24 protein-coding genes, 1 other RNA gene and 1 pseudogene are annotated in these 21,960 nt (G+C 65.8%); 16 read left to right on the top strand and 10 right to left on the bottom strand.

Annotation, left to right across the window (positions count from 1 at the left end; genetic code table 11):
- Positions 1–48 precede the first annotated feature (48 nt).
- Together dapD and dapE are read left to right on the top strand one after the other, a co-directional pair.
- Positions 49–894: a 2,3,4,5-tetrahydropyridine-2,6-dicarboxylate N-succinyltransferase gene (gene dapD, locus FJV43_RS14195; protein WP_035669192.1), complete on the top strand. Its 846-nt coding sequence runs from the start codon at positions 49–51 to the stop codon at positions 892–894.
- Between the two features lie 10 nt (positions 895–904).
- Entirely contained in the window at positions 905–2,071 is a 1,167-nt protein-coding gene (gene dapE / locus FJV43_RS14200; protein WP_239627832.1) for a succinyl-diaminopimelate desuccinylase, read from the top strand.
- A 133-nt stretch (positions 2,072–2,204) separates the two neighbouring features.
- On the opposite strand, the gene truA is transcribed toward dapE, so the two are convergent.
- The 3 genes from truA to def form a co-directional block, all read right to left on the bottom strand.
- The gene (gene truA / locus FJV43_RS14205) at positions 2,205–2,942 is read right to left on the bottom strand and encodes a tRNA pseudouridine(38-40) synthase TruA (protein WP_239627834.1); all 738 of its coding nucleotides are present in this window, start codon (positions 2,940–2,942) and stop codon (positions 2,205–2,207) included.
- Positions 2,943–2,948: 6 nt separating this feature from the next.
- Positions 2,949–3,872 (bottom strand): methionyl-tRNA formyltransferase, encoded by a 924-nt coding sequence (fmt, locus tag FJV43_RS14210; RefSeq protein ID WP_239627836.1) that lies wholly within the window; start codon positions 3,870–3,872, stop codon positions 2,949–2,951.
- Positions 3,873–4,010: 138 nt separating this feature from the next.
- Positions 4,011–4,538, bottom strand: a complete 528-nt coding sequence (def, locus tag FJV43_RS14215) for a peptide deformylase (protein WP_239627838.1) — start codon at positions 4,536–4,538, stop codon at positions 4,011–4,013.
- A 171-nt stretch (positions 4,539–4,709) separates the two neighbouring features.
- Between def and rmuC the strand changes: the two genes are divergently transcribed.
- Both rmuC and FJV43_RS14225 read left to right on the top strand, forming a co-directional pair.
- Complete coding sequence (gene rmuC / locus FJV43_RS14220) at positions 4,710–5,909, top strand: DNA recombination protein RmuC (RefSeq protein WP_239627840.1); 1,200 nt, start codon at positions 4,710–4,712, stop codon at positions 5,907–5,909.
- Positions 5,910–6,051: 142 nt separating this feature from the next.
- Complete coding sequence (locus FJV43_RS14225) at positions 6,052–7,407, top strand: MFS transporter (RefSeq protein ID WP_239627842.1); 1,356 nt, start codon at positions 6,052–6,054, stop codon at positions 7,405–7,407.
- A gap of 164 nt (positions 7,408–7,571) precedes the next feature.
- Here the strand turns inward: FJV43_RS14225 and FJV43_RS14230 are convergent, their stop codons facing one another.
- The 5 genes from FJV43_RS14230 to ffs all read right to left on the bottom strand — a co-directional run bounded on the left by FJV43_RS14230 (position 7,572) and on the right by ffs (position 11,104).
- Complete coding sequence (locus tag FJV43_RS14230; RefSeq protein WP_239627844.1) at positions 7,572–8,006, bottom strand: hypothetical protein; 435 nt, start codon at positions 8,004–8,006, stop codon at positions 7,572–7,574.
- A 27-nt stretch (positions 8,007–8,033) separates the two neighbouring features.
- On the bottom strand, positions 8,034–8,636 hold the full coding sequence (recR, locus tag FJV43_RS14235) for a recombination mediator RecR (protein ID WP_239627846.1): 603 nt from the start codon (positions 8,634–8,636) through the stop codon (positions 8,034–8,036).
- Position 8,637: 1 nt separating this feature from the next.
- The gene (locus tag FJV43_RS14240) at positions 8,638–8,958 is read right to left on the bottom strand and encodes a YbaB/EbfC family nucleoid-associated protein (protein WP_028176358.1); all 321 of its coding nucleotides are present in this window, start codon (positions 8,956–8,958) and stop codon (positions 8,638–8,640) included.
- Between the two features lie 113 nt (positions 8,959–9,071).
- Positions 9,072–10,913 carry a DNA polymerase III subunit gamma/tau gene (locus FJV43_RS14245; RefSeq protein WP_239627848.1) on the bottom strand — a complete coding sequence of 614 codons (1,842 nt, stop codon included), beginning with the start codon at positions 10,911–10,913 and terminating at the stop codon, positions 9,072–9,074.
- 94 nt (positions 10,914–11,007) lie between these two features.
- An RNA gene (ffs, locus tag FJV43_RS14250) (signal recognition particle sRNA small type) lies at positions 11,008–11,104 on the bottom strand.
- A gap of 186 nt (positions 11,105–11,290) precedes the next feature.
- On the opposite strand from ffs, the gene FJV43_RS14255 reads away from it, so the two are divergent.
- The 9 genes and pseudogenes from FJV43_RS14255 to FJV43_RS14295 all read left to right on the top strand — a co-directional run bounded on the left by FJV43_RS14255 (position 11,291) and on the right by FJV43_RS14295 (position 18,042).
- Positions 11,291–12,136 (top strand): transporter substrate-binding domain-containing protein, encoded by an 846-nt coding sequence (locus FJV43_RS14255; RefSeq protein ID WP_131871811.1) that lies wholly within the window; start codon positions 11,291–11,293, stop codon positions 12,134–12,136.
- 121 nt (positions 12,137–12,257) lie between these two features.
- Positions 12,258–12,920 carry an amino acid ABC transporter permease gene (locus tag FJV43_RS14260; protein WP_239627850.1) on the top strand — a complete coding sequence of 221 codons (663 nt, stop codon included), beginning with the start codon at positions 12,258–12,260 and terminating at the stop codon, positions 12,918–12,920.
- Positions 12,917–13,711 (top strand): amino acid ABC transporter ATP-binding protein, encoded by a 795-nt coding sequence (locus tag FJV43_RS14265; protein ID WP_239627852.1) that lies wholly within the window; start codon positions 12,917–12,919, stop codon positions 13,709–13,711. Before FJV43_RS14260 ends, FJV43_RS14265 begins: the two co-directional genes overlap by 4 nt.
- Positions 13,711–14,466 carry an SDR family oxidoreductase gene (locus FJV43_RS14270; RefSeq protein WP_239627854.1) on the top strand — a complete coding sequence of 252 codons (756 nt, stop codon included), beginning with the start codon at positions 13,711–13,713 and terminating at the stop codon, positions 14,464–14,466. Before FJV43_RS14265 ends, FJV43_RS14270 begins: the two co-directional genes overlap by 1 nt.
- Positions 14,463–15,590 carry a muconate cycloisomerase family protein gene (locus tag FJV43_RS14275; protein ID WP_239627855.1) on the top strand — a complete coding sequence of 376 codons (1,128 nt, stop codon included), beginning with the start codon at positions 14,463–14,465 and terminating at the stop codon, positions 15,588–15,590. Before FJV43_RS14270 ends, FJV43_RS14275 begins: the two co-directional genes overlap by 4 nt.
- Before the next feature lie 267 nt (positions 15,591–15,857).
- The gene (locus FJV43_RS14280; RefSeq protein ID WP_239627857.1) at positions 15,858–16,277 is read left to right on the top strand and encodes an HIT family protein; all 420 of its coding nucleotides are present in this window, start codon (positions 15,858–15,860) and stop codon (positions 16,275–16,277) included.
- 11 nt (positions 16,278–16,288) lie between these two features.
- Positions 16,289–17,233 carry an NAD(+) diphosphatase gene (gene nudC / locus FJV43_RS14285; RefSeq protein ID WP_239627860.1) on the top strand — a complete coding sequence of 315 codons (945 nt, stop codon included), beginning with the start codon at positions 16,289–16,291 and terminating at the stop codon, positions 17,231–17,233.
- Positions 17,234–17,273: 40 nt separating this feature from the next.
- Positions 17,274–17,435, top strand: a pseudogene (locus FJV43_RS14290) (sugar kinase); the annotation flags it as partial.
- A 97-nt stretch (positions 17,436–17,532) separates the two neighbouring features.
- On the top strand, positions 17,533–18,042 hold the full coding sequence (locus tag FJV43_RS14295) for an Lrp/AsnC family transcriptional regulator (protein ID WP_197966480.1): 510 nt from the start codon (positions 17,533–17,535) through the stop codon (positions 18,040–18,042).
- A 205-nt stretch (positions 18,043–18,247) separates the two neighbouring features.
- Here FJV43_RS14295 and FJV43_RS14300 read toward each other — a convergent pair whose 3' ends face one another.
- Together FJV43_RS14300 and FJV43_RS14305 are read right to left on the bottom strand one after the other, a co-directional pair.
- Positions 18,248–19,597, bottom strand: a complete 1,350-nt coding sequence (locus FJV43_RS14300; protein ID WP_239627862.1) for a HAMP domain-containing sensor histidine kinase — start codon at positions 19,595–19,597, stop codon at positions 18,248–18,250.
- Positions 19,597–20,319 (bottom strand): response regulator transcription factor, encoded by a 723-nt coding sequence (locus FJV43_RS14305; protein ID WP_239627864.1) that lies wholly within the window; start codon positions 20,317–20,319, stop codon positions 19,597–19,599. Before FJV43_RS14305 ends, FJV43_RS14300 begins: the two co-directional genes overlap by 1 nt.
- Before the next feature lie 183 nt (positions 20,320–20,502).
- Between FJV43_RS14305 and FJV43_RS14310 the strand changes: the two genes are divergently transcribed.
- From FJV43_RS14310 to FJV43_RS14320, 3 genes are all read left to right on the top strand, one after another.
- Complete coding sequence (locus FJV43_RS14310; RefSeq protein ID WP_131871821.1) at positions 20,503–20,724, top strand: hypothetical protein; 222 nt, start codon at positions 20,503–20,505, stop codon at positions 20,722–20,724.
- Positions 20,725–20,797: 73 nt separating this feature from the next.
- Complete coding sequence (locus tag FJV43_RS14315) at positions 20,798–21,109, top strand: cysteine rich repeat-containing protein (RefSeq protein WP_239627865.1); 312 nt, start codon at positions 20,798–20,800, stop codon at positions 21,107–21,109.
- A gap of 9 nt (positions 21,110–21,118) precedes the next feature.
- Positions 21,119–21,958: a sterol desaturase family protein gene (locus tag FJV43_RS14320; protein ID WP_239627867.1), complete on the top strand. Its 840-nt coding sequence runs from the start codon at positions 21,119–21,121 to the stop codon at positions 21,956–21,958.
- Positions 21,959–21,960 lie beyond the last annotated feature (2 nt).

Consider the following 21,960-nt stretch of genomic DNA (forward strand, 5'->3'; position numbering starts at 1 on the left):
AAAAGCGCCCCAATCCACCAAAATTCCCGCTCCCTAGAGGAAATTCCGATGTCCCTTGCAGCCCTCGAATCCACCATCAACAGCGCCTTCGAGGCGCGCGACGGCATCTCGACCACGACCAAGGGCGAGGTGCGCGAGGCCGTGGACCAGTCGCTGGAGATCCTCGACAAGGGCGAGGCGCGCGTTGCCGAGCGCGGCGCCGACGGCAAGTGGAAGGTCAATCAGTGGCTGAAGAAGGCCGTGCTGCTGTCCTTCCGCCTCAACGACATGGGCGTGATTCCCGGCGGCCCCGGCAAGGCGACCTGGTGGGACAAGGTGCCATCGAAGTTCGAGGGCTGGGGCGAGAACCGCTTTCGCGACGCCGGTTTTCGCGCGGTGCCGGGCGCCATCGTCCGCCGCTCGGCCTTCATCGCCAAGAACGTCGTCTTGATGCCGTCCTTCGTCAATCTCGGCGCTTACGTCGATGAGAGCACGATGGTCGACACCTGGGCCACCGTCGGCTCCTGCGCGCAGATCGGCAAGCGCGTGCACATCTCGGGCGGCGCCGGCATCGGCGGCGTGCTCGAGCCGCTGCAGGCCGAGCCCGTCATCATCGAGGACGATTGCTTCATCGGCGCGCGCTCCGAGGTCGCCGAAGGCGTGATCGTGCGCAAGGGCGCGGTGCTGGCGATGGGCGTGTTCCTGGGCGCCTCGACCAAGATCGTCGACCGCGAGACCGGCGAGGTCTTCATGGGCGAAGTGCCGGAGTATTCCGTCGTGGTGCCCGGCGCGCTGCCCGGCAAGCCGATGAAGAATGGCCAGATCGGCCCGAGCACCGCATGCGCCGTGATCGTCAAGCGCGTCGACGAACGCACGCGGTCCAAGACCAGCATCAACGAGCTGCTGCGGGATTGATCCGACGCGCATGACCGATGCTCTCTCCATTGCCCGCGATCTCATCCGCTGCCCCTCGGTGACCCCGGCCGATGCCGGCGCGCTCGGGGTGCTTGAAAAGGCCCTGAATGCAGCCGGCTTCACCTGCCACCGCGTGACCTTCAGCGAACCCGGCACCGCCGACGTCGACAATCTCTACGCGCGGATCGGCACGGAAGGTCCGCACATCACCTTCGCCGGCCACACCGACGTGGTGCCGCCGGGCGATGAGAGCGCCTGGAGCGTCGGCGCATTCTCCGGCGAGGTGAAGGACGGCGTCCTGCACGGCCGCGGCGCCGTCGACATGAAGGGCGGCATCGCCTGCTCGGTGGCTGCGGTGCTGGAGCATCTCGCGGCCAATGGCGGCAAGCCGCGCAGCGACGGAAAAGGTTCGATCTCGTTCCTGATCACGGGCGATGAGGAAGACGTCTCCATCAACGGCACCGTCAAGCTGTTGAAATGGGCCGCCGAACGCGGCGAAAAATTCGATCATTGCGTGCTCGGCGAGCCCTCCAATGTCGAGATGCTCGGCGACACCATCAAGGTCGGCCGCCGCGGCTCGCAATCCGGCACGCTCGTCGTCGACGGCGTGCAGGGTCACGTCGCCTACCCGCATCGCGCCTCCAATCCTGTGCCGGACATTTCGCGGCTGATCGTTGCGATCTCGGACGAGCCGCTCGACCATGGCAGCGCGCAGTTCCAGGCCTCCAATCTCGAATTCGTCTCGGTCGATGTCGGCAACAAGGCGTTCAACGTCATCCCCGGCGAGGCACGCGCCCGATTCAACATCCGCTACAACGACAACCACACCCAGGCGAGCCTGCGCGAGCTGGTCGAGGCCCGCCTCGCCAAGGCCTGCGGCAACCGTATCAAGGCCCGCATCGTCTGGGAGCCGTCGAACTCCAACGTGTTCGTGACCAAGCCCGGCCCCTTCACCGATCTCGCCGTCGCCGCGATCGAGGAGGTGACGGGCCGCAAGCCGGAGCTGTCGACGAGCGGCGGGACCTCGGATGCGCGCTTCATCGCGAGCTATTGCCCGGTGATCGAGTTCGGCCTGGTCGGCCAGACCATGCATCAGGTCGACGAGCGCGTGCCGGTGGCGGATCTGGAGAAGCTGACGCGGGTGTATCGCGGGATCCTGACGCGGTATTTCGGGTAGGCGCGAACCGCCACCCCCTCCGCCGTCATGCCCGGGCTTGTCCCGGGCATCCACGTTCTTCGGCGCCGCTGTAAAGAAAGAGCGTGGATGGCCGGGACAAGCCCGGCCATGACGGCAGTGGCGGCTTCAGCCGCTAATAGTCCACCTTCATCAGATACAGTCCCTCCGGCGGGGCGACGACGCCGCAGGCGGCGCGGTTGCGTGCGGCGAGCGCTGCAGAGAGATCGTCGGCGGTCCAGCGCCCCTCGCCGACCCAGACCAGCGATCCCACCATCGAACGGACCTGGCTGTGCAGGAACGAGCGCGCCGAGGTGAGAATCGTGATCTCGCGGCCGTCGCGCAGCACGTCGAGCTGGTCGAGCGTCTTCTCCGGCGACTTGGCCTGGCACTCGGTGTCGCGGAAGGTGGTGAAATCGTGCTTGCCGAGCAGGCGCTGCGCCGCTGAATGCATCGCGTCGGCATCGAGCCGGTGCGGCACGCGCCAGGCGTGGCCGGCGTCGAGCGCGAGATTGGCGCGGGTGTTGACGATGCGATAGCGGTAGTGGCGCCTGACCGCCGAGAAGCGCGCCTCGAAACTATCAGGCACGATCTCGGCCTCGAGCACCGCGATCGGATGCGGGCGCAGATGCGCGTTGAGCCCGTCGCGAAAACGGCCCGGCGGAAACGGCTTGTCGACGTCGACATGCGCGACCTGTCCGCGCGCATGCACGCCGGCATCGGTGCGGCCGGCGCCATGCACCCGCAGATCCGCCCCCGTCATCGCCTTCACGGCCGCTTCCAGCGCGCCCTGCACCGAGGGCAGCGTGTCCTGCACCTGCCAGCCGAAAAACGGCGCGCCGTCATATTCGATGGTGAGCTTGTAGCGGGGCATCGCTGACTAGTTGAACCTCGCTCCCGCCTTCAACGGCACGCCGCGCAAGAAGTCCGCGGCCTGCATCCGGCCCTTACCCTCACGCTGGAGCTCGATGATTCGGATCGCGCCGTCGCCGCAGGCGACGGTGAGTTGATCGTCGAGCACCGCGCCCGGCTCACCGGCGCCTTTCGCCATCTCACAGCGCAGGATCTTGACGCGCGCGCTCTCCAGCTCCGTCCAGGCGCCGGGGAACGGCGACAGGCCGTGGATGTGGCGAAGCACGGCGCGCGCGGGCCTCGTCCAGTCGATCCGCGCCTCGGCCTTGTCGATCTTGGCGGCATAGGTGACGCCGTCCTCGCCCTGCTTCTTGAGCTGGAGCCCGCCGCGATCGAGCGCGGCCATCGCCCGCACCATCAGATCGGCACCGAGGCGCGAGAGACGATCGTGCAGATCCGCCGCCGTCATGTTGTCCGTGATCGCGAGCCGCTCGGCCATGGCGACGTCGCCGGTGTCGAGGCCGACGTCCATCTTCATGACCATCACGCCGCTCTCGGCATCGCCGGCCATGATCGCGCGGTTGATGGGCGCGGCGCCGCGCCAGCGCGGCAGCAGCGAAGCGTGCAGATTGTAGCAGCCGAGCTTTGGCGCATCGAGGATCGCCTGCGGCAGGATCATGCCATAGGCGACGACGACGGCCGCATCGGCCTCGAACGCGCGAAACTCTTCCAGTGCCTCCGGCGTCTTCAGCGTCTTCGGCGTCAGCACGGGAATGCCGAGTTTTCGCGCGGCCTCCTCGACCGGGGTCGGCTGCAATTGCAGCCCGCGCCGTCCGCCCGGCTTCGGCGCACGGGTGTAGACGGCGACGATCTCGTGGCCATGTGCGACCAGCTCGAGCAGCGTCGGCACGGAGAAATCGGGCGTGCCCATGAAGATGAGGCGAAGGGGCATGTGGCGAGACAATCCTCGAAACGAGCAAGGTACTCGTCATGGCCGGGCTTGTCCCGGCCATCCACGTTCTTCCTGCTCGAGGCGGCAAAGAACGTGGATGCCCGGCACAAGGCCGGGCATGACGGTGGAGGACGTGGCCTACTCCACCGCGCGCTTGGCGGCTTTCTCGAACTTCTTCATCACGCGGTCGCGCTTGAGCTTGGAGAGATAGTCGACAAACAGCACGCCGTTGAGATGGTCGATCTCGTGCTGGATGCAGGTGGCGAAGAGGCCTTCAGCGTCCTCCTCGTGCACCTTGCCGTCGAGATCGGTGAAGCGCACGCGCACCTTCGCCGGGCGCTCGACCTCCTCGTAATATTCGGGGATCGAGAGGCAGCCTTCCTCGTAGACCGAGAGCTCCTCGGAGGAAGCTAGGATTTCAGGATTGATGAAGACGCGCGGCTCGCGCTTGGTCTCGCCGCTCTCGTCGCGCTTGGCAAGGTCCATGGTGATCAGGCGCAAGGGCTGCGCGACCTGGATCGCCGCGAGGCCAATGCCGGGCGCGTCGTACATGGTCTCGAACATGTCGTCGGCAAGCTTGCGGATCTCCGACGTGACCTTCTCGATCGGCTTGGAGACCAGGCGCAGCTGCTTGTCCGGCAGGATGATGATTTCTCGTAGGGCCATGGCGGCGATTTAAGCCGCGCGCCGGATGCGGTCAATGCGGCCAGGAACCCCGTTAACCCTCCGCTAACCATAAAACTTCAGGTTTCGTTAACCATAAAAATTAACGGAGCATTCACCATAAATGTTCGCTATTCGTTCGTACGCCCCGGCGAATCGGCTAGAAGGGTCGGCATGAACGACCTCATCTTCATGCTCGGCGAGTGGCCCGTGCGCGTCGTGGACGCGCTGATCGGCTTCGGCGCCCTGGTTCTCATCCTGCTGGTGGTGATTGCGGTCGTGATCGCGCGATCCGGGCGGCGCGGCGCGGAACTCGCCATGGCCAACGCCATCCGGGCCGACGAGCTCGAGGAACGTCTGAGCGAGGTGCTGCGGGCGCAGAGCGAGTCGTCGGGCCGGGTCGATGCCATGACCCAGGCTCTGGCCGGCCGCCAGGCCGAGATGGCGCGGGCGGTGAACGAGCGGCTGGATTCGGTGACCCACCGCGTCGGCCAGTCCATGGAACACTCCACCCGCAACACGATGGAGAGCCTGCGCGCCCTGCATGAGCGGCTCGGCATCATCGACAGCGCGCACAAGAACCTGACCGACCTCACCACGCAGGTGACCACCTTGCGCGACGTGCTCGCCAACAAGCAGTCGCGCGGCGCCTTCGGCCAGGCGCGGATGGAGGCGATCGTCCAGGACGGGCTGCCGAAGGGTGCCTACGAGTTCCAGTTCACGCTCTCCACCGGCAAGCGCCCGGACTGCGTCGTGTTCCTGCCCGATCAGCGCCCGCTTTGCATCGACGCCAAATTCCCGCTGGAGGCGATGACGGCGCTGCACGACGCCCGCACCGACGAGGAACGGCGAATCGCCACGCAACGACTGCGCGGCGACGTGATGAAGCACGTCAGCGATATCGCCGAAAAATATCTCGTCGCCGGCGAGACCCAGGAGATGGCGCTGATGTTCGTGCCGTCGGAATCCGTCTACGCCGAGATCCATGACGGTTTCGACGACGTGATCCAGAAGGCCTATCGCGCCCGCGTCGTGCTGGTGTCGCCGTCGCTGCTGATGCTCGCGATCCAGGTGATGCAGCAGATCATGAAGGACGCGCGCATGCGCGACGCCGCCGACCAGATCCGCACCGAAGTGATCAGGCTCGGCGACGATCTCGGCCGCCTGCGCGATCGCGTGCTGAAGCTGCAAAAGCATTTTGCCGATGTGAACGAGGACGTCCGCCAGGTGCTGATCTCCGCCGACAAGATCGAGAAGCGCGCGGGACGAATCGAGGAGCTGGATTTCAGCAAGACCGATGCGCCGGAGGCTCCGCGGCTGGTGGCGACAGCCGCGCCGGAGCTGTTCCCGCGGAAACTTCAGGCGGGAGAGTAGAGCCCACGCCGTCATGGCCGGGCTTGTCCCGGCCATCCACGACCTTTGAGCGGCGCCAAGAACGTGGATGCCCGGGACAAGCCCGGGCATAACGAGTTCTGTAGCAGAGGCAGCGCCCCCAGAATCTGCTAACACCTCTCCCATGACCGCACCCGACGCGACTTCCTCCGCTGGCGCTCCCGCTGCCTCCTGGCGCGACAGCCTTGCCGTTTACCTGCAGCCGCGGGTGCTGATCGTGCTCTTCCTCGGCTTCTCCTCGGGGCTGCCGCTGGCGCTGTCGGGATCGACGCTGCTGGTGTGGATGGCCGAGGCGGGGGTCGATCTCGGAACGATCGGGCTCTTTGCACTGGTTGGAACGCCGTACACGCTCAAATTCCTGTGGGCGCCGCTGGTCGATGCGCTGCATGTGCCGTTCTTCACGCGCACCTTTGGCCGCCGGCGTGGGTGGCTGGTGTTTTCGCAGCTGCTGCTGATCGGCGCGATCCTGCTGTTGGCGCTGACCGATCCGGCGCGCTCGCCGCTGTTCGTCGCGCTTGGTGCGCTCCTGGTCGCGACGATGTCCTCGACGCAGGACATCGTCGTCGATGCATTCCGCGTCGAGAGCCTGCCCGAAAGCGAGCAGGCGGCCGGCATGGCCGCCTATGTCGCCGCCTATCGCATCGGCATGCTGGTATCGACCGCGGGCGCCTTGTTCATCGTCACCGGCTTCGAGGCGATCGTCCCTCGTGGCGCCGCCTGGATGTGGGGCTATGTGGTGATGGCGGCTCTGGTGCTGATTGGCACGGTGACGGCGCTGGCCGCCACCGAGCCCGCACAATCCAAGCGCGCCGAGTCTGCCACGCAGAACGAGGACGCGCTGATGCGGGTGTTCCATGCCGCGATGGGCGCGTTCTCGGAATTCTTGCAGCGAAAGGAAGCGTGGGCGGCGCTTGCCTTCGTCGTGCTGTTCAAGTTCACCGACGCATTTTCCGGCAACATGACCGTGCCGTTCGTGATCGACATCGGCTTCACGCGGAACGACTACGCGGTGATCGTGAAGGGCGTCGGCATCGCAGCGACCTTGGCCGGCGGGTTTGCCGGCGGGTTCGTGGCACGGCGTTATTCGCTCGCAACGAGCCTGTGGATCGGCGGCATCGTGCAGGCAATCTCCAACCTGTCGTTCTCATGGCTGGCGCTCGTCGGCGTCAATGAATGGGCGCTGACCCTCGCAATCACCTCCGACAATTTCTGCAACGCCATCGGCACCGTGATCTTCGTCGCCTATCTCTCGGCGCTGTGCCAGAACCCGCTGCACACCGCGACCCAATATGCGCTGCTGACGGCGCTTGCCGCCGTGGGACGCACCTACCTGTCATCGGGCGCGGGCTATCTGGCGAAGGCGACGGGCTGGCCGATGTTCTTCGCGATCTCCGTGCTCGTCGCCATTCCGAGCCTGATGCTACTGGCGTGGCTGCAGAAGCGCGGGCATTTCGACACGTTGGAGCAGGTGCGAGTGTAGAACTCACCTCTCTCGTTCGTCATTGCGAGCCACCGGGTCCGCGCGAACGCGCGGCCCGATGACAGGCTCCGCGAAGCAATCCAGACTGTCACCGCAGCGGCAGTCTGGATTGCTTCGTCGCAAGGGCTCCTCGCAATGACGGCGGAGACAGCGTCGCGCGCCCCCTACTGCTTCTTGATCAGGCTCCACTTCGTGATCACGGCCTCGCTCATCTGGCCGGCATCGCTGGCGCAGGCGATCTCGTCGACCTTGACCGAGATCTCCTTGCCGACGAACGATTTCAGCTGCGCAGCCTGCGCATCGGTGGAGGTGACGAGCTGGAAGGTCTCCGGCCCGGTCTCGAGATTGCACAGCCCGTTCGGCGGCGGCAGGCGGCGCGGCTCGGAGGTGATCTGGTAGGTCGCGACGCGCTTGCCGTTCTTGACGTCGCGGACCTTCATCGCGTTCAGCTCGCCGGAGAGCACGTCGCCGGTGTTGATCGGCTTGCCGGGCTTGGACGGCGGCGGCATCTCGTCGCCCTGCTGCGCGGAGATGGCCGGGGTCGCCAGCATCATCATCGTCGCGACCAAAGCCGATCGTGTGGCGAAAAGTTTCGTCATGTCGTCCGTTCCGTGAAGTCTGGATGGCTAGAACAGGGTGCGCTGCCGCATCGCAGCCGATAGCGTACCTTCATCGAGATAATCAAGCTCGCCGCCGACAGGAACTCCGTGGGCGAGCCGCGTCACCTTCACATTGGCGTCCTGAAGCAGGTCGGTGATGTAATGCGCGGTGGTCTGGCCGTCGACCGTCGCATTCAGCGCCAGGATGATCTCGTGCACCTGCGAATCATGCGCGCGCGCCACCAGCGAATCGATGGTGAGATCCTGCGGACCGACGCCGTCGAGCGGCGACAATGTCGCGCCCAGCACATGATAGCGCCCCTGGGTGGCATTGGCCCGCTCCAGCGCCCAGAGGTCGGCGACGTCGGCGACGACGACGATGATGGAGGGATCGCGTTTCGAATCGGTGCAGACCGTGCAGGGATTTTGCGTGTCGATGTTGCCGCAGGTCTTGCAGACCTGGACCTTGTCCAGCGCGACCTGGAGGGCCGAAGACAGCGGCATCATCAGCGCTTCGCGCTTCTTGATCAGATGCAGCGCAGCGCGCCGCGCCGAGCGCGGACCGAGGCCCGGCAGCCGTGCGAGCAGCTGGACCAGCCGCTCGATCTCAGGACCTGCAACCGCGCCCATCTTACTGGCCGAACAACCCCGGTGGCAGGCCGAGCCCGCCCGTGAGGGCCTGCATCTTCTCCTGCATGGCGGTCTCGGCCTTGCGGCGGGCATCACTGAGCGCGGTGACGAGCAGGTCTTCCAGCACCTCGCGCTCTTCCGCCTTCATCAGCGAGGGATCGATCTTGATGCCCTTCACGTCCATCTTCGCGGTCATGCGCACGGCGACGAGCCCGCCGCCGGAGATGCCTTCGACCTCGACGTTGGCGAGTTGCTCCTGCATCTCCTGCATCTTGGATTGCAGCTGCGCCGCCTGCTTCATCATGCCGAGAAAATCAGCCATGGGTCGGGTGTCCTTGAAAGAGGCTCAGGCGCTATGAATCATCATCGCGCCTTAGCATATTGTTTGCGCATGATCTTATCGGAAAACCGCTTCGCACTTTTCCGGATCATGCGCTAGAAATCGTCGCCGTCGGAACCGTCGGGCGGATCGTCACTGCCATAGTCGGCGTTAATATCGGTTTCCGGCGCCTCGGGGGCAAGCCTGCGAACCTCGACGACCTTTGCTCCGGGGAAGCGCGACAGTACCTCCTGCACGCGCGGATCGGCTTCCGCGGTACGGGCATGCTGCTGCTTGGCCGCCTGGTTCACGGAGCGCAGCGTCGGCTGGCCCTGCTCGTTGGAGACGATCACCGTCCAGCGGCGGCCGGTCCACAGCTCGAACTTCCTCGCGAGCTCGGAGATCATGGTCTTGGAGGCATTGGGCTCGAGCGCGACTTCCAGCCGGCCCTCCTCGAAGCGGACGAGGCGCATGTCGCCTTCGAGCGCGCTCTTGGTCATGATGTCACGCTTCTGCCCGGCGAGCGCGACGAGCTGCGTGAAGCTGGTGATGCGCAGCTGCGGTGCCGCGGCTTGCGGATCCGGCACTGGGGCTGCCATCTGCGGCCGGGCCGCGCCACCGCCGAACGAAGAGGGCGAGGAGGTCGGCATGCGAACGGGCGCCGCGGACGCGACCGGCGCCGAAGGCGCGCTGCGCGCCGCACTGCCGCCGCTCACGACCGGGGAACCGCCGCCGTTCTGCTCCAGCATCCTGATCGCTTCGTCCGGTGTCGGCAGGTCGGCGACATAGGCAATGCGCACCAGAACCATTTCCGCCGCGGCTGCGGGGCGCGTCGCGGCCTGCACCTCGGTGATGCCCTTGAGCAGCATCTGCCACATCCGCGACAGCACGCGCATGGAAATCTTGGACGCAAAGTCGCGCGCGCGCACCCGCTCGGTCTCGCCGTAGGCGACGTTGTCGGCGGTCGCCGGGATGACCTTCACGCGGGTGACGAAATTGACGAATTCGGCGAGGTCCGAGAGCACGACGATGGGATCGGCGCCGACGTCGTACTGCTCGCGGAACTCCTTGAATGCCGCGGCGATGTCGCCACGCACCAGCGAGTCGAAGAGATCGATGACGCGGGTGCGGTCGGCGAGGCCCAGCATCTGCCGGACGGCATCGGCCTTGACGGTGCCGGCCGCGTGGGCGATCGCCTGGTCGAGCAGCGACAGCGAATCGCGCACGGAGCCTTCGGCGGCGCGCGCGATGATGCCGAGTGCCTCCGGCTCGATCTCGACGTTTTCCCTGGCCGCGATGTTGGCGAGGTGCTTCATCAGCACGTCCGCCTCGACCCGGCGCAGGTCGAAGCGCTGGCAGCGCGACAGCACGGTGACCGGAACCTTGCGGATCTCCGTCGTCGCGAACACGAACTTGGCGTGCTCCGGCGGCTCCTCCAGCGTCTTCAGGAAGGCGTTGAACGCCGCTGTCGACAGCATGTGGACTTCGTCGATGATGTAGACCTTGTAGCGGGCGCTGGCGGGGGCATAGCGCACGCTGTCATTGATCTGTCGGACGTCGTCGACGCCGGTGTGCGAGGCGGCGTCCATCTCCAGCACGTCCATGTGCCGGCTTTCCATGATCGCCTGGCAGTGCACGCCCAAGGTCGGCATGTGGATGGTCGGACCCTTCACCGAACCATCCGGCATCTCGTAGTTGAGCGCGCGGGCGAGGATGCGCGCGGTGGTGGTCTTGCCGACGCCGCGGACGCCGGTGAGGATCCAGGCCTGCGGAATGCGCCCGGTCTCGAACGCATTGGAGACGGTGCGGACCACCGCCTCCTGGCCGATCAGATCGTCGAATGAGGAAGGGCGGTATTTGCGCGCCAGCACCCGATAGGGTGTGCCCGGCTGGGCACCGAGGGCAAAGCCAGCCTGGCTGGCGCTATCGGGATTGGGAGGGGCGCCGGCGTCGGTCATCGGTCGATCCGCAATGAAATCTCTCTCGGCCGGCTCTTGCGGAAAGGAGCGCGCTGGCGGGACAACCGCCGGCGCAATTCGCTCGAAAAAACAGGTAGGAGACTGACGAGCGACCCGATCCGGACCTCGTTAGGGCTGCTTCCTTCCGGACCTGACCCGGTTGGCGAGTGGCTCGTCCACCGCCAATCTCCCGGTCCCTATTTGGGGCCAAAGGGAGCGGAAAGCAAGCGGGTATCGGATTGAACCAGATCGAGCTTGCCCAGTATCCGGGCAATTCCCGGCCTGCCCAGCCGACAGGCTGTGCTTTCACCGTGCGGACCACCTTGCTAAGAACGCCTGCCCGGAACTCCATCCAACCAGAAAAGCGATTGATCCTAATGGTTACACGTCGTGATGTTGCATCGATTGTCGGATTGGGCGCGGTGACAGCGGCCGCGCTGGCTTCGCCGGCCGTGGCCCAGACGGCCGATCCGAACGAATCGACCTTCGCCCGCATCCGCCGGACCAAGAAGATGCGGATCGGCGCGGTCGGCGGCGGCGCGCCCTATTACATGAAGGACCTCGCCTCCGGCCAGTGGAAGGGCTTCTACATCGACATCGCGAAGGGCCTCGCCGACGACATGGAGGCCGAGCTCGAGATCACCGAGACCACTTGGGGCAATTCGGTGCTCGACCTGCAGGCCAACAAGATCGACATCTTCTTCGGCCTCAACCCGACTCCGAAGCGCGCACTGGTGGTGGACTTCTCGGTGCCGGTCTTCAACAACGCGTTCGCCATCCTCTGCAAGAAGGACTTCAAGCCGAAGAGCTGGGCCGAATTGAACTCGCCCGACATCAAGATCGCGGTCGACCAGGGCTCCTCGCACGACCAGGTGGTCAGCCGCCTGACGCCGAAGGCGCAGATCACGCGGCTGAAGACCGCCGACGACGCCACCGCCGCGCTCCAGACCGGCCGCGTCGACGCGCAGTGCCTGATCACCATGCTGTCGCTGACCGTGCTGAAGAAGAATCCCTCGCTCGGCCAGCTCGTGCTTCCGACGCCGATCTTCGCCACCACGTCGAATGCCGGCTTCCGCCGCGAGACGGACAAGACCTGGCGCGACTACGTCAACACCTGGATCGACTTCAACAAGGGCCTCGGCTTCATCCGCAACGCGATCATCACCAACATGGAGCTGGTGGGCGTGACCGAGGCGGACATCCCGCCAGGCGTTTCGTTGTAATTCTCCACTGTCATTCCGGGGCTCGCACAGCGAGAACCCGGAATCTCGAGCTTCCGGGTTCGCCCTTCGGGCGCCCCGGAATGACGGTGCCAACGGCACCCACGACGAGTAAGACACACGCATGTATCAGTGGGACTTCGGCATCCTCTGGAGCTATCGCTGGCTCTTTCTCAACGGGCTCGGCGTCACCGTCGGCTTCACCATCGTCATCGTCGTATGCGGATTGCTGTTCGGCCTGTTGGGAGCGTTCGGCAGCCTGTCGCGCTTCAAGGCGTTGCGTCTTCTCGCCCTCACCTTCATCGAGGCGTTCCGCTGCACGCCGATCCTGGTGCAGCTGATCTGGTTCTATTACGCGCTGCCGATCCTCGCCGGCGTCGAGATGACGCCGATCACGGCTTCGGCGCTGGCGCTCTCGCTCTATGGCGGCTCGTTCTATTCGGAGATCATCCGCGGCGGCATCATCTCGATCGACAAGGGCCAGTCGGAGGCCGGCGCCGCGCTCGGCATGACGCCGGTCCAGACCATGCGGCGCATCGTGCTGCCGCAGGCGATCAAGCGCATGATCCCGGCGCTGATGAACCAGTCCATCATCCAGTTCAAGAACACCTCGCTGGTCTCGGTGCTGGCGGTGCCCGACCTCGTCTACCAGAGCCAGGTCGCGGCGCATGACAGCTATCGGCCGCTGGAGACCTACACCGCGGTCGCGGTCGCCTATGCCGCGATCCTGATTCCGCTCACCATCATCGTCCGCCGCGGCGAAAAGCGACTGGCGGTGAGCGAATGAGCGGCACGTCGAAAATCGAGATCCGGGCCTTGCGCAAGCGCTTTGGCAGCAACGAGGTCTTGAAGAACATCAATCTCGACGTCGCCAAGGGTGGCGTAGTCGCGCTGATCGGGCCGTCCGGCTCGGGCAAGTCGACGCTGCTCCGCTGCATCAATCTCCTGGTCGTGCCGGACGGCGGCAGCGTCCGCGTCGGCGACACCCGCTTCGCGTTCGGTGACGGTTCGAAACTGCCCGACGTGAAGACGCTGGCAAAATTTCGCGCCACCACCGGAATGGTGTTCCAGCATTTCAACCTGTTCCCGCACATGACGACGCTGCAGAACGTCATGGAGGGACCGGTCACGGTGCGGCGCATGGCCAAGGCCGACGCCGAGAAGCTCGCGCGGGCGCAACTGGCCAAGGTCGGCCTTGCCGAAAAGGCAGATCAATATCCGGCGACGCTGTCCGGCGGCCAGAAGCAGCGCGTCGCCATCGCGCGGGCGCTCGCCATGGAGCCTGATGTCATGCTGTTCGACGAGGCGACCTCGGCGCTCGACCCTGAATTGGTCGGCGAGGTGCTCAACGTGATCCAGCAACTGGCGTCCGAAGGCATGACCATGGTGATCGTGACCCACGAGATCGCCTTTGCACGCGAGGTCGCCGACCGCCTGATCTTCATGCGCGACGGCGTCGTGGTCGAAGAGGGCCCGGCGCGGCAGGTGATCGACAATCCCAGGGAAGCCGCCACGCGCGCTTTCCTCAGCCATTTCCACCGCACCGGCGCGCTGCCGCCGGCCAACGCGACATCGTGATGCCTGATATCAACCGCGTCTATCTCGTCACCGGTGCCGCCAGTGGCATCGGCCGCGCCACGGCAAGACTGCTCGCAGCGCCCGGCACCGGGCTTGTGCTGCACACGCGCTCCAACGCAGAAGGCCTGGACGCCACCGCGGCGGAAGCCGGAGCGAACGGCGCTGTGGTCGCCAAATGTCTCGGCGATCTCGCCGAGGAAGCGGCCGTCACCGACGCCATCGCCGCCGCGCAAACAGCCTTCGGCCGCCTCGACGGATTGGTCCTCGTCGGTGGCCATGCCCGCCGCGGCAGCGCGATCGGCACGCCGGCGGACCAGTTTCGCCAAGCAATGGATGAATCGGCGCTGGCGTTCACGCGGATGGTCGAGGCCGCGCTTCAGCTGCTGCGCGCGGGACGTGATGCGCGGATCGTTGCAGTCTCCTCCTTCGTGGCACATGCGATCCGCCCCGAATTCGCGCCGTTCGCCGCGACCGCCGCGAGCCGAGCCGCGCTGGAAGCGCTGGTGCGCCTCACCGCGATCGAGCTTGCGAAAGACGGCATCACCGTCAACGCGGTCGCGCCGGGCCTGATCGTCAAGGACAAGCCCAGCGAGAGCAGGCTCTCGCCCGAGCAGATCGCTGCCACCGAGGCGTTGATTCCGATGCGCCGCCGCGGCCGTCCGGAGGAAGTCGCCGAAATCATCGCGTTCCTCGCATCCCCCAAAGCATCCTATGTCACCGGCCAGATCTGGCACGTCAATGGAGGCCTGACATGACCGAAGCGACCGTCGAACGCCTCAGGCTGTTCCTGATCGAAAGTCCAATCAAGATGACGCGCCTGCAGGGCGTCGGCAACGTCAAGGGCACGGTCAAGCGCGTGCTGATCGAGCTGACGTCGAACGAAGGCGTGATCGGCTGGGGCGAAGCGGCGCCGTGGGAGGTCTTCACGGGAACACCGGAGGCGGCGTTCTCTGCGCTCGACATCTATCTGCGGCCAACGCTGCTCGGCAAGCCGGTCCGCCGCATCCGCGCGCTGATGGCCGAGCTCGATCGCGCACTGGTCGGACATGCCGAGGCCAAGGTCGGAATCGAGATGGCGTTGCTCGACATCGTCGGCAAGTCGTCGGGACTTTCGGTTGCCGACCTGCTCGGCGGCCGGGTGCGCGACACGATCCCGCTCTCCTTCTCGATTGCCGATCCGAATTTCGCCGCCGATCTCGAGCGCATGCGGAAAATGGTTCCGGACGGCAATGTCATCTACAAGGTCAAGACCGGCGTGAAGCCGCATCGTGAAGACCTCGATCATCTCGATGCGATCCGCAAGGAGTTCGGCGACAAGGTCGACCTGCGGGTCGACTACAACCAGGCGCTGGCGCCGTTCGGCGCCATCAAGATCCTGCGCGATGTCGAGGAATTTGCGCCGACCTTCATCGAGCAGCCGGTGCCGCGCAAATATCTGGACGTGATGGCGCAGCTCACCGCGGCGCTGGAAACGCCCGTGCTCGCCGACGAAAGCTGCTTCGACCGCCGCGACATGATGGAGGTGGTACGGCGCGAGGCGGCGGACGCGGTCTCGATCAAGCTGATGAAGGCTGGCGGCCTGTTCGAGGCGCAGGCGATCATGGCGATCGCCGACATCGCCGGCCTGCCCGGCTATGGCGGCACGCTGTGGGAGGGCGGCATCGGGCTTGCCGCCGGCACGCAGCTGATCGCGGCCACACCCGGCATCTCGCTTGGCTGCGAATTCTACATGCCACATCACGTGCTGACCGAGGACGTGCTGGAAGAGCGCGTTGCGAACCGAGCCGGCCACGTCGTGGTACCCGACGGCCCGGGCCTCGGCATCCGCGTCAGCGAGGCCTCGATCCGCGCCAATGCAAAGGTGCTGGCGGAGGCGTGAGAAGGGTGCCACAGATCTGGTGTCGTCCCGGCGAACGCCGGGACTCATACCGCGTGATCTCTCGATAGGCGCAGATGGCCGTACCGCAGAAAGACCCGTCACGACGAGCTTTCGCCAAACTTCTTCCTGTGGCTATGGGTCCCGGCGTTCGCCGGGACGACAGCAGAGCATGAGGCCCCTGCGGAGCCCCATCCTTCCCCTATTGGACTCCCTATCGTATGCTCGCGACCAACAAGCCCGCTCCCATCGGGCCATCCGGAAACGCATATGCCCGAACCCGCCTGGTCGCTGCACTCCCGCCTGAAAGAGGACACCATCGACATCGGCGATCTGCCGCTGTCGAAGGTGCTGGTCATCAAAGACGCGCATTATCCCTGGCTGCTGCTGGTGCCGCGACGGCCCGACGCGGTCGAGATCATCGATCTCGACGAGGTGCAGCAGGCGCAGCTGATGACCGAGATCTCCCGTGTCTCGCGCGCGCTGAAAGAGATCACCAAATGCGACAAGCTCAACATCGCCGCGCTCGGCAACCTCGTGCCGCAGCTTCACGTCCACATCATCGCACGCCGGACCAGTGACGCGGCCTGGCCACGGCCCGTGTGGGGCGTGATGCAGCCTTTGGCCCATGACGCCACCGAGGTGCAGAATTTCATCAGCGCGCTCCGCCGCAAGATCTGGTTGGGTTGAAAGAACGAGAAATGTCAGCATTCGACGCGTTTCCGCTGGGGCAGCCGGCCTTCGTCACCAACATCCTCGACCGCGCCGCGCATCTGCGCCGCAACGACGAGAAGCTGTTCGCGCTGGAGCAGAAGCCGTCATCGCGCGCCTATGTGATCTATCGCGACTCGCTGCTGGTGAAGCGCGAGGGCGAGACGGTGCGCGCGCTGCTCTCGATCGACGAGGCGCTGAAGTGCGGCGCCAATCCCGGCACGATCTTCTTGGGGCTGCGCGATGGCGCGGCCGTGTTCGGGATGGGACTCTCGCAGGCCGCCGCCGAGAAGCTGGTCGGCCGGGAGGACTACACCATAACCGAGCTGCGCGGCATGGCGATGCAGGGGGCGCTTCCGCCGCAGGAGCTGTCGGCGATCGCGATGGCGAAGTCGATGGTGAGCTGGCATCAGCGCCACGGCTATTGCGCCAATTGCGGCACGCGTACCGCGATGAAGGAAGGCGGCTGGAAGCGCGACTGCCCGGCCTGCAAGGCCGAGCACTTTCCGCGCACCGACCCAGTCGTGATCATGCTGGTCGCCTCCGGCGACAAGTGCCTGCTCGGCCGCCAGAAGCAGTTTCCGCCCGGCATGTATTCCTGCCTCGCAGGCTTCGTCGAGGCGGCCGAGACCATCGAGGACGCGGTGCGCCGCGAAATCCTGGAAGAGTCCGGCATTCGCTGCACCGACGTGCAATATTACATGACCCAGCCTTGGCCCTATCCGTCATCGCTGATGATCGGCTGCAGCGCACGGGCGCTGAACGAGGACATCGTCGTCGATCGCATGGAGCTGGAAGACGCGCGTTGGTTCACGCGCGAGGAGGCGGCCCTGATGTTGACGCGGACGCATCCCGACGGGCTCGCCGGCCCGCATCCCTTCGCGATCGCTCATCATCTGCTCGGCCGCTGGGTGCACGACAAGAGCAGCACTTGAGTCGGGACCATCGATGGCCGGCATCGCGCCGCGCATTCTCTTCCATGGCGCCTCTACGCTCCGGCTTGCCAAGCGCGAGGGCGCGCGCGAGCCGTTGCGATTCGCTGCGGCCGCCGCAGCGCTGAAATGCACCCGCCATGGCGCCGGCCTTGCTGCTCCGCAACGCATTGAAGTTGAAGACTTTTTACGGGACCGACCCTAGAGCAATTCCACTGCTCCGCGAAGATTATAGGCTTGCCGTGGAAAGATTTTCTCTATATCAGGGAAATCAGCCCCATAAATGAAACAAAGTTCTTCAAATGACTGATGTTGCCGTTCAGGTTCCCGAGACCAGCCGCCGCCTCGATGCCATCGACCGCAAGATCCTGATGGTCCTTCAGGAGGATGCCTCCCTCTCGGTGGCCGAGATCGGCGACCGCGTCGGCCTGTCTTCGACCCCCTGCTGGAAGCGCATCCAGCGCCTGGAGGCCGACGGCGTGATCATCAAGCGCGTGGCGCTGGTCGACCAGAACAAGATCGGACTCGGCATTTCCGTGTTCGTGTCGGTCGAGAGCGCCGATCACTCGGACGCCTGGCTCAAGCGGTTCGCCGAAGCCGTCAGCGCCATGCCGGAGGTGATGGAGTTCTATCGCATGGCCGGCGACGTCGACTACATGCTGCGCGTCGTGGTCGCGGACATGCAGGCCTATGACGTGTTCTACAAGAAGCTGATCAGCGCGGTGCCGCTGAAGAACGTGACCTCGCGCTTCGCGATGGAGAAGATCAAGTCCGTTACCGCGTTGCCGATTCCCGCGGTGGTGACGGCCTGACGCCTGGACCTCCGGTTCTGATCTCGTCAGAACCGGAGCTCCAGAATATTGCTTTGACGCGTGTTCTTCACGCGAACCGGTATCCACTTCGCTCGAAAACGCTCTAAACCGCGATGAGATCGGGATGGCCTCATCATCGCGCTTTAGGTTGTTGTTTGGGCATGATCTTCTCGGAAAACCGCTTCACACTTTTCCGGATCATGCTTTAGACCGGCTGAAACACCGGAAGGGTGACGCTGACGCGCGTGCCTCCGTCCGGGGGCGCGCCGATCGCGATCGTCCCGCCATGGGCCTCGACCAGGCTGCGGACAACGGCGAGACCAAGACCGGCGCCGCCGGTTGCGCGATTGCGCGACTTCTCCAGCCGGTGGAACGGCTCGAGCACGGTCTGACGCTGATCGGCGGGAATCCCGGGACCCTCGTCGCCGATCGACACGACGACGGCACCGTCCTTCAGGGCCGTGCGCACATGCGCGGCATGGCCATAGGCGAGCGCGTTGTCGATGATGTTGGCGAAGACACGCCGCAGGGCGAGCCGGTCGCCGAGGACGACGACGTCGCGCGCACGCTCGTCCGTGACCAGATCGACCGCCGCGCCCTGAGCATGCCGGTCGTTCACCTCGACGGCCACCAGCGCGGCGAGCTCGACCATCTCCTGTGACAGTCCGCCGGCACCCGCCCGCGTCGACAGCAGCGCGTCATCGAGCAGGCGGATCATGTCGTCGATATCGGCGACCGCCCGCTGCCGCTCGGCATCATCGGGAATGTGCTCGACGCGCAGCCGCAACCGCGTTGCAAAAGTCCTGACGTCGTGGGCGATGCCGCCAACCAGCGTCATGCGCGCACGCAGCATCTCGGCAAGCCGCCCCTGCAAGCGGTTGAACGCGGCGATGACGGCGCGGATCTCCGGCGCGCTGCGTCGCGCATCCGGCAGCGGCGGCGGATCGGCCGACAGGTCGACACGATCGACGGCGGCGGCGAGCCGCGCCAGCGGCCGCGTCTCGCGCTGCATGACCAGCAGCGCCAGCAGCGCCACGATCGAGCCGAACAGGCCCGCGCCGAAGCCGACGGGCAGGCCGAACGGGGTCACCGGCAGGCGGGTATAGGCATCGATGACCAGCAACTCGCCGCTGCGCAGGCCAATGCGGAATTCGATCGCATTGGCCATCAGCCGCGCGAGGCGGGGAAACGCCCGGCTGCCCCGATGATCGGACGGCGGCACGATCTCAACGGGGCGGCCCGCAAGGCCGGCCGCATAGGTCTCGCGCAGTTCCTGCTGCTCCGGCGGCGTCTCGCCGCCGACCGGCGCGCCCGACGGCACGATACGCACGGTGAACTGCGGCGAAGACACCGCATCGAGCACGGCCTGCCGTGAACCGGCGGCCGTTCGCTCCAGGAGCGTGGCCAGCGCATCGAGACGCGCGGGCGAAGGCCGTGTCAGCTCGTTTTCGCGGAGGGTCGTCCGGTAGAAGATCGCGACGACCACGATGGTCACCAGGGTAATCCCCACCAGTCCGATCAGGGCGAGCCGCGCGGCGAGCGTCACGCGCAGCATCACGACACCTGCTTGACGGTCGCGGTGAACAGATAGCCGCCGTTGCGCACCGTCGTGATCAGGTTGGAGCCGGGACTTGCACCGTCGAGCTTGCGGCGCAGCCGCGAGATCAGCATGTCGACGGTGCGGTCGAACGGCTCGGCCGAACGTCCGCGGGTCCAGTCGAGGATCTGGTCGCGCGTGAGCACCCTTCGCGGCCGCTGCACGAAGCAACCGAGCAGGTCGAACTCGGCGCTGGTCAATTGCAGCTCCGGCGCCTCGCCCCCGGTCGTCTCGACACTGCGCGCATCGAGATCGATCACGAAGCGGTCGAAGGCAAAACGCCGGACCAGCGGCTTTGCCGGAGTCCCGTTGGCACGGCGCAGAATGGCGCGAACCCGCGCCAGCAGCTCGCGCGGACCGAACGGCTTCGTCAGGTAATCGTCTGCGCCCATCTCGAGGCCGACCACGCGATCGATCTCGTCGCTCTTGGCGGTCAGCATCAGGATCGGTATGGCATCGTCGGCGCGCAAGCGGCGGCAGATCGAAAGCCCGTCCTCGCCCGGCAGCATCAAATCGAGGATGACGAGGTCGGGCCGCAGGCGCTGGAGCATCGAATCCATGGCCTTGCCGTCGGCGACGCAAGCGACCTCGAACCCCTCGCGCCGCATGAAGTCGGCAACGAGGCGGCTGATCTCGGGATCGTCCTCCACCATGAGAATCGTGGCTGCTTGCGCGTTCATGACTGCATTGTGGGCAACGGCTCGCGTCAAGCAAGGGCGCGGGCGCCGTTGTTACATAGTGTTACACGGGTCGGACAAAGCCATAACAATCGTTTCGTTCCGGCAATGCGCCGCAGACGCGGCACGACCAGTCTCCTCCTCATGGCTCCCGCTCACGGCAGCCCCCAGAAGGAGACGACGACCATGACCAAGCTTTTCCTTACCTCCCTCGTCATCGGCACCCTGTCGGTCGCCGCGGCGGCCGACGCCAACGCCTGGACGCGGTCGGCAACGGCGAGCGGGCCGCGCGGCACCTCCAGCGTCACCGCGACCGGCGGCTGCGCCAACGGAAGCTGCACGCGCAACGTCACCCGCACCGGCCCGGCTGGCAACACCTACACCCGCTCCGGCACGATCTCGCGCTGAGCGGGCCGGACCGTCGCCGCACCCAGCCCCGGGCGGCGACGGTCCATCACTTCAGACCAGAAAGGACGGCATCGTGTCATCGATTTTCCGTGTCCTGCCGCGAACTGCGGCCATCGTCGCGCTCGGCGTTTCGACGTCCGCATTCGCCCAGAGCCAGCTGCAAACGCAGATCACGCCGCAGATGCGCAGCGAAGCGCAAACCGTCATGCAGGCCTGCCGCGCCGACCATGACCGCCTTTGCAGCGACGTCGCGCCGGGTGGTGGACGCATCCTCGCCTGCCTGCAATCTCACGCCGGCCAGCTCACCTCGGCCTGCGCACGAGCCCTGCCCCGTGCGCAGGCGCTGAGGGACAGCGCCGTCGCCACCGGCGTCGCCCCGAAATAGGAGGACACCGTGGCTTATGCTTCTCTCCTGCTCGACCCAACGCTCCGGTACATGGTCCTGGCGACGGCGATCGGCCTGATGCTGCTCGAATACGGCATCGGCCGGCTTGCCCATCGCGACACCCACGACTGGCGCGAGAGCGCTGCCTCTTTCGGCGTGGCCCTCGGACAGAACCTGCTGCGCGCGGTCGAGGCAGGCCTGCTCGCGATGCCGTTCGCGTTCCTGTACGAGCACCGCCTGTTCGACTTCGCGCAGACCGGTCCGATCGCGCTCGCAGGATTATTCCTGGGCAGCGAGTTCCTGTATTATTGGCAGCATCGCGCCTCGCATCGCATTCGCTGGATGTGGGCGACGCATGCAGTGCATCACTCGACGACGCGACTGAATTTGACTGCGGCGATCCGGCTCGGCTGGACCGGAAACGTCTCGGGCAACTTCCTGTTCTTCCTGCCACTGGCGCTGATCGGATTTCATCCGTTCGCGATCGTGGCAATGCTCGGCATCAACCTGCTCTATCAGTTCTTCATCCACAGCCAGTTCGGGCCGAAGCTCGGCGTCCTGGAATGGGTCCTCAACACGCCGAGCCACCATCGCGTGCACCATGCCTGCAATGAGCCGTGCCTCGACAAGAACTACGGCGGCATCCTGATCGTGTTCGACCGCCTGTTCGGGACCTTTGCCGAGCGGCCCTCCGACCAGCCGCTCCGGTTCGGCCTCGTCGGCGGCGTGCAATCCTTCAACCCGATCCGGATTGCGCTCGGCGAATGGATCGCGATGCTGGGCGACGCCTGGAAGGCACGGGGTGCGGGCGCGAAGCTCCGCACCCTGTTCGGCCCGCCCGGAGGCTGAGC

The sequence above is a fragment of the Bradyrhizobium sp. I71 genome, assembly GCF_022354745.1.
In the GTDB taxonomy this organism is placed as follows: domain Bacteria; phylum Pseudomonadota; class Alphaproteobacteria; order Rhizobiales; family Xanthobacteraceae; genus Bradyrhizobium; species Bradyrhizobium liaoningense.